This window comes from Candidatus Jordarchaeum sp. (genome assembly GCF_052745115.1).
Genome location: NZ_JBRAKS010000206.1, coordinates 1 through 7,049 on the forward strand (window position 1 = coordinate 1; position 7,049 = coordinate 7,049).

The 7,049-nt window shown below is 44.1% G+C and carries 7 protein-coding genes; 5 read left to right on the forward strand and 2 right to left on the reverse strand.

Annotation, left to right across the window (positions count from 1 at the left end; translation table 11 throughout):
• The first annotated feature begins 287 nt into the window (after positions 1-287).
• The gene (locus ACUVXA_RS13695) at positions 288-1,001 is read left to right on the forward strand and encodes a hypothetical protein (RefSeq protein WP_445871838.1); all 714 of its coding nucleotides are present in this window, start codon (positions 288-290) and stop codon (positions 999-1,001) included.
• Here the strand turns inward: ACUVXA_RS13695 and ACUVXA_RS13700 are convergent.
• Positions 998-1,903, reverse strand: a complete 906-nt coding sequence (locus ACUVXA_RS13700; RefSeq protein ID WP_445871839.1) for a DNA methyltransferase — start codon at positions 1,901-1,903, stop codon at positions 998-1,000. The genes ACUVXA_RS13695 and ACUVXA_RS13700 overlap by 4 nt on opposite strands.
• Positions 1,904-1,908: 5 nt before the next feature.
• Complete coding sequence (locus ACUVXA_RS13705; protein ID WP_445871840.1) at positions 1,909-2,058, reverse strand: hypothetical protein; 150 nt, start codon at positions 2,056-2,058, stop codon at positions 1,909-1,911.
• 277 nt (positions 2,059-2,335) lie between these two features.
• Here ACUVXA_RS13705 and ACUVXA_RS13710 point away from each other — a divergent pair, with 277 nt between their 5' ends.
• From ACUVXA_RS13710 to ACUVXA_RS13725, 4 genes are read left to right on the forward strand one after another with little or no spacing between them, the layout of a single operon-like run.
• A complete protein-coding gene (locus tag ACUVXA_RS13710) occupies positions 2,336-2,896 on the forward strand; it encodes a 2-oxoacid:acceptor oxidoreductase family protein (protein WP_445871841.1) in 561 nt (186 codons plus the stop codon).
• Positions 2,893-4,563: an FAD-dependent oxidoreductase gene (locus ACUVXA_RS13715; protein WP_445871842.1), complete on the forward strand. Its 1,671-nt coding sequence runs from the start codon at positions 2,893-2,895 to the stop codon at positions 4,561-4,563. The genes ACUVXA_RS13710 and ACUVXA_RS13715 overlap by 4 nt, the downstream gene beginning before the upstream one ends.
• Before the next feature lie 5 nt (positions 4,564-4,568).
• The gene (locus ACUVXA_RS13720) at positions 4,569-5,795 is read left to right on the forward strand and encodes a transketolase C-terminal domain-containing protein (RefSeq protein ID WP_445871843.1); all 1,227 of its coding nucleotides are present in this window, start codon (positions 4,569-4,571) and stop codon (positions 5,793-5,795) included.
• A 4-nt stretch (positions 5,796-5,799) separates the two neighbouring features.
• On the forward strand, positions 5,800-6,783 hold the full coding sequence (locus ACUVXA_RS13725; protein ID WP_445871844.1) for a thiamine pyrophosphate-dependent enzyme: 984 nt from the start codon (positions 5,800-5,802) through the stop codon (positions 6,781-6,783).
• Positions 6,784-7,049: the final 266 nt, after the last annotated feature.

The window sequence follows — 7,049 nt, forward strand, 5'->3', positions numbered from 1 at the left end:
CCAGGAAGAGGGCGAATGGATGATTTTTCTTCAAAAATTCCCCTATTATTGATAGTAATTCCCTGATTTCTTCTTCTATTCAAATTTTTTTCGGATCTCTAGATTATTTCTGGTATTTCTGATGACATATAATAGCCAAGAAAACTAGTGAAGGCAATTCGCTTCTTTTTGCTTAGCGCGTTATTATTCAATGCACGCTTTTAAGATTATAAGAATTGATAATGCTAATACTTTTCAGTGCGAAGTTTTTAAATACAAGTTTTGTTTTGACATAACTGTGGTAAATCTTGGGTAGGACTAGGTCAAGCATCCCTTCAGGTCAGCAAATACTTCGCGAAGCTCTAAGCGCTGACCCTAACCTAGATGTTAACGCTCTTCACGCTAAGACCTTTGAGTTGATGCTCCGATACAGATCTGAGTATTATGAAAGAAGGGTTGATGAGATACTTTTGGAACTCAAACTGCCGAAAGATATTCGCCTTAATGTAAAGAAGAAACTCTTGGAACCTATCGTAGTCGGAGATAAGGAATATAGCAACTTTATGGAAGAAGTTTCTAGACGCGTCAGCCAAGCTTTTCAGCCTTTATCCGGCAATCTCGCCGAACTCTGTGTCCAAAGAGAGTTAGAAAAGTCTGGTCTTGAAAAGGATCACCATTTCGTTAAAAGAAAGGAGCGGACAGATTTCATTATCTTTCATTCAGATATTCAGTCTTGCATATCAAAGCATAGAGTTGAAGTGAAAAATGTAAGTTTAAGAGAACGGGGTACAAGGGGATTGGCTTTTGATGGAGATAGTCTATTCGGGTTCTTCAACCAAGCAAGCGAATTCACAGAATCAAATATCCAAGTCTTGGAAAACCTATGTGTTAAGACTTCAGGGTACTGCTATGTGCCGCCAGACCTCTTGACGCAGATCCGCTATAAGACAAAACGTTTTAAATTAAACACTTTGTTCGGTCGAGACATGGCTCAATTCGTCAAGACTGGAAAAATCCCTTAGGATGGTCTCCAGAAATCCAGAATATACTCAAACGTCGTTCCCAAAGTGATGTAATTGCTGGGCCACCCAAATATTCCAACCTTGTTCACCAAGTTTCTTCTATCCCAGATAATAATGTTTCTCAACTCGTATCCTACTTTTTCCATCTCTTCTATTACATAGAGATGAACCAGCATCCTTTTCCCATATTTCCCTTCTTTCCACCATAGGTCTGTAACGTTAATTACCGAGTGGGCTTTCGGCTTCATGAGAGGTAGAATTACCTTGTAGATTTCGCCCAAAGTCTCGGCGTATTTTTTTGGTTCCATGGTGCCTAGGTCTCGAGCGTCATTTGAGTACTGTTGAACTCTAAGAAATTGCTCGTTTTTCCTGAGGTCTCCTCTTATGCTCTTGTTTAATCTGGGTCTATTCAACATATTGGCATAGGGAGGTGAGGTAACAACTAAAGCTACAGTTTCAGGTTCAATGTATTCTGCTATGTTGTGAGCATCATCACAGATAGCTATTTGTTGACTAGTGGGCCCGCCGCTCCATATGTCTAATTTGTCTTGAGCGACTCTCTTGTTTGCTAAGTCAACATATTCCTTCTTAAGGTCAAAGCCAATAGCATTGCGGTTTAAGTCGAACGCCGCTAGGAGAGTTGTTCCAGTACCTACAAAAGGGTCTAAGACTAGTTCGCCTTCATGTGTGAACAACTGAATACATTTCTTGGGTAAAGCTATTGGGAATACAGCTGGGTGGATATTCTTGTCTCGAATATCTCTCTTCTCGTAGTAGAGTTCCCAAATTGCCACTTGGCTTTGAATCCACTCTTTTGCAGTCATGCAGTTGATGTGGTTTGGCGCACAATTACATGTCCTGTCATGTCCGATTTTTATGATCTTAGTTTTCGTCGAAATCATTTTTCCTACCTTCTATGATTATTCATGTACTCTTTTAAAGCCATCTCTAGCTCTTCACTTAGCTTGCGAGCAGTTCCCCTTTTGTTAACAACGAAGAGAGTCCACTGTTTCCAGAGTTCACGATCTACTATAAATGATGTTTTCTGCTTTGCCATTAAGGTTGGCAACTCCTAATTGCGCTATTCTTTTTCATTATTGAATGCAATGTAGCAGTATTTAGGTCTTGCGGTGTAGCGGTATAACAGTAGAGCTTTACTAAAGCTTGCAATTAAAGATAATCTGTTGAAAAATTCACAAATCTGAAAGACGTAAGAATCAAATAAGTAAAGTCTAATCCTGTTTATCTTGGGGGGAAGATGTAAAAGGGTTGATTTAAAAAATGTATATGTGTTTATTTCTCTAAATTAGAAGGAGTAATGGAGTGTATTTGAAGTGGGTAAACTCTTTGAGGTTCGGTGGCACGGCAGAGGAGGTCAAGGAGTTTGGACAACAAGCGAACTCTTGGCACGTGCTGCTATTCACGAGGGAAAGTATGTTCAATCGTTTCCAGAGTTTGGTCCTGAGAGAATGGGCGCACCGATAGCGGCCTTTACAAGGATCGGTGATGAGCCGATTCGACTGCATTGTCCTGTGTACGAGCCGGATGTGGTGGTGGTTTTGGATCAGACTTTGATCAAGACTGTTCCGGTTGCTCAGGAGTTGAGTGAAAGTGGTGCTGTTGTGGTGAATTCTAGGGGGGAACCGGTTGAAATTCGGAGTGTAATGGAGTTTGAGGGGGGCAGGGTTTGGGTTGTTCCGGCGACGGAGCTTGCTGTTAGGATTTTGGGTAGGCCAATTATGAACACTGCGATGCTGGGTGCAGTTGCTCGTGTAACGGGGGTAGTCAGTTTGGAGAGTCTTGAAAGTGTGGTCAGGGAGCGTTTTGGGAGTGATACCGCCGAGAAAAACATTTCTGTTATGAGGGAAGCGTATAAGGAGGTGAAATCGGAGTGAAATCTCAAGAAAAAAAGAGTTGGAATGAGATTCCAATAGCGGGCGTGTGCTGGAAGCCGAGCACAGATTATTTAACCGGAGATTGGAGGAGTGTTAAGCCGGTTTGGGTTGAGCGTGTATCGCCGTGTATGTATAATTGTCCTGCGTGGAATCATATTCCCAAGTTTCTGGGAAAAATTCGGGAGGGAAATCTTAACCAAGCGGCGGAGATACTTTTGGAGACTAACCCTTTACCATCAGTTACTGGCCGAGTTTGTCCCCAATTCTGTGGTCAGGGCTGCAATCGTGGTCAGTATGATGAAGCGATTTCCATTAGAGCCGTGGAGCAGTTCTTAGGCGATTACATCCTGGATAAAAAGGGTGAGATTCTAACCCGTTCTCTATCCCCGGAAAACGGGAAAAGAGTTGCGATAATAGGTTCCGGACCTTGTGGACTTTCGGGAGCCTACTATCTGAGAAAAATGGGCTATAGGGTGATCATATTTGAAAGAGAGGAAAAACCGGGGGGCGTGCTAACATACGGGATACCTCCGTACAGGCTTCCCAAACAGGTGGTTGAAAAGGAAGTTGTAGCACTCACAAAGGCCGGGGTTGAAATTAGAACAAACATCACTGTTGGTGTTGATGTGGGCTTTGAGAACGTCCGAAGAGAATATGATGCTGTTTTGTTAGCTACGGGCGTATGGAGAGAGGTGGAGATGGGGATACTGGGCGAAGAGTTGATGATTCCCGGATTGGAATTCTTAAAAGGAGTAAATGAGGGATTAAGAGGGTCTCCAGGAAAGAGCGTGGCCGTAATAGGTGGGGGAAATGTCAGCATAGACGTTTCTAGAACTCTGAAAAGGTTGGGTGCGAATCCAGTGATTCTCTATAGACGGAGCGAAAAGGAGATGCCTGCAATTTCCGAGGAAATAGAGAAGGCGAAACAGGATGGGGTGCAGTTGCAGTTCTTAACTCAGCCAGTGGAAGCGTCTAGGAAGAACAGTAAAATCGTGCTTAAATGCATACAGATGCAACTTGGGGAACCGGATGAAACTGGAAGGAGGAGACCAATACCAGTTGAGGGGTCAGATTTCGCTTTGGAGTTTGACGCAGTAATTAAAGCGGTGGGTGAGATTCCCGACACAACATGGATTCCAAGAGTATTCCTTAATGAAAAAGGAGGGATAAAGGTAAACGAGTCAACGTACCTAGTTGCTGAGAATGTCTTTGCTGCGGGAGACTTTGCGTCTGGTCCGGCAACAGTTGTTGAAGCCGTAGCCGCTGGTAGAAAAGCGGCGAAAAGTATAGACCAGTACCTGAGGGGAGAGGAGATCAAGCCGGAACCAGCACTTGAAGAACCAGTTAAATTTGAAGAGATGAACCTTGCATACTACGAATCGGCGGGAAGGATGAAAACCATCGAACATAATCCGCGGAAGGGAATAAAAGCTTTTGATGCGGAGGAGGTTCCGGATATAGGCTTGGAGTATGCCAAAAGGGAGGCTGAGAGATGCTTCAGTTGCGGTTACTGCAGAGTATGCGGGCTTTGCGCAATTTTCTGTCCAGATTCTGCGGTAAAATTGAATGGTGATAGACCAGAATGTAACTATGATTTTTGCAAAGGTTGCGGGATATGTGAAAATGAGTGTCCATGTAAAGCCATAATCATGGAAAGGGAAGTATGAAAAAAATGGTTGTTGAGCAAAAGGTTTTAGCCTTGAATGGAAACGAAGCGGTTGCATATGTTCTCAAACAAGCAGATGTTGATGTGGTGGCGGCTTATCCTATAACCCCCCAAACAATAATCGTTGAGAGATTCAGCGAGTATGTTGCAAGAGGAGAAGTTAACACGGAGTTCATCTGTGTTGAGTCGGAGCATAGTGCGTTGTCAGCATGTTTGGCTGCTTCTGCGGTTGGTGCGAGAGTCTTTACAGCCTCGGCGTCGGCGGGATTAGCGTTAATGCATGAAATTCTTTATGTGACTTCTGGATGTCGGGCGCCGGTGGTTATGGTGGTTGTTAACAGGGCCTTTTCTTCGCCGGCAAATATTCACTGTGAGCATACAGACAGCATGGTTGAGAGGGACAGTTGCTGGATACAAGTGTATGTAGAAAATTCACAGGAAGCCTACGATTCCACAATTCAAGCTTTCCGAATAGCTGAACACCCGGAAATTATGTTGCCGATTATGGTCTGCTTGGACGGCTTCACGCTGAGCCACACGCTGGAAAACGTGAGAGTTCTTCCAGATGATACCGTCAGAAATTTTGTTGGAAAACGTAAATTCCCACTTGTGACAAATCATCAAGGTAAAAATGTACCCTTTAAGCTTGACTTTAAAAATCCGATAACCATTGGATCACTGGATTTACAAAATTACTATTTTGAACATAAGAGACAGCAGGAAGAAGGCATGAGAAAAGCACTGGAAATCGTTCAGCAAATAAATGAGGAGTACGGGAAGATCAGTGGAAGACAGTACGGAGATGGACTTCTTGACGCGTATAGGCTTGAAGATGCTGAAATAGCCACGGTGTGCGTGGGCTCAACAGCTGGGACTGTAAAAACAGTTGTAGATGACCTTAGAGCAGAGGGAGTGAAAGCGGGTTTACTTAGAATCCGCACTTTCAGACCTTTACCCTTTGAAGGAATAGTTAGAACGCTTGAAAACGTTAAGGCGGTGGGAGTCATGGATAGAAACATGGGTTTTGGAGGACATGGTGGAGCAGTATTCCGCGAAGTTCACCACGCACTTTACGATTCATCAAATCATCCAATTGTAGTTAACTACATTTATGGTATAGGTGGAAGAGACACCAGTCCAAGCCAAATACGAAAAATCTACGAAGAACTACGAAGGATACTTGAAGCAGGACGCGTTGAGACTCCTGTCAGATTTGTTGATTTAAGGGAGTGAAACTATGAAGGAAAAAATTGAAGCTTTTTCTGAGTGGAAATTCACCGCAAAAGACATAGCTGAAAAAACAGATTTGTTCATGTCCGGACACAGAGCATGTGCCGGATGCGGAGCGGTCATTGTTCTGAAACTGGTAATGAAAGCGGTTAGAGGCCCAACAATAGTTACTAATGCAACAGGCTGCATGGAGGTTATCTCAACGATTTATCCATACACGGCTTGGGACGCACCGTGGTTACACACCGCCTTCGAAAACGTGGCTGCAAACGCTTCGGGGATTGAAGCAGCGATAAAAGCACTCAAAAGGAAGGGAGAAATAAACCAGGAAGAACAAATAGACATTGTCGCCTTCGCCGGAGACGGAGGAACCTACGACATAGGAATCCAAGCCCTATCCGGAGCCGTTGAAAGGGGACATGATTTTCTCTACGTGCTCTACGATAACGAGGCGTACATGAACACGGGTGTTCAAAGGAGCGGAGGAACACCTCACGGAGCCGCGACAACCACATCGCCAGCGGGCACATTCGCACCCGGGAAACTTCAATACAAGAAGCCTATCGCATACATAATGGTCACCCATAATGCACCCTATGTTGCCACAGCCTCACCATACTACTGGGAAGACCTTATCACAAAAGCCAGAAAAGGGATGGAGGTGAAAGGCCCAGCATTTCTGCACACACTTGCACCATGTCCGAGGGGATGGCAACACGGCACGAGCAAAACTATGGAAATCGCACACCTAGCCGTGGAAACCTGCATATTTCCACTGTGGGAGGCAATAAACGGCGAATATAGGCTATCAGCACCAAGCAAGGCCCTAGCTCTAAACCCTGAGAAAAAGAAGTCAGTGAAAGAATATCTAAGAACGCAGGGACGCTTCAGACACTTATTCACAGCTAAATTCGAAAAAGTAATCGACGAAATCCAAAGATTGACAGACCAAGAATGGGAGCGTTTACTCAAGAAATGTGAAATGACTTAATGATAGTCTCATACAAGCATGAACCGAAAGTAATAGGATGCACGGCAGAGATGCCATTGTGGTGACTTTTTATAACGCTAAGATACTGGTTGAGGGTATTTTTGGGACATAACTGGTTATCCACGATAATACACAGCACGATGCTTCTTCAGGTAGAGTAAGACGGGGTTAAAAGAGCGATAGAGTTCCTAAAAGCTTGATGGGATGAAAGACCGTTGTCCGAAACTTACCCATCTAGGACACTTCCAGATGGTGTTCGGTTCCTG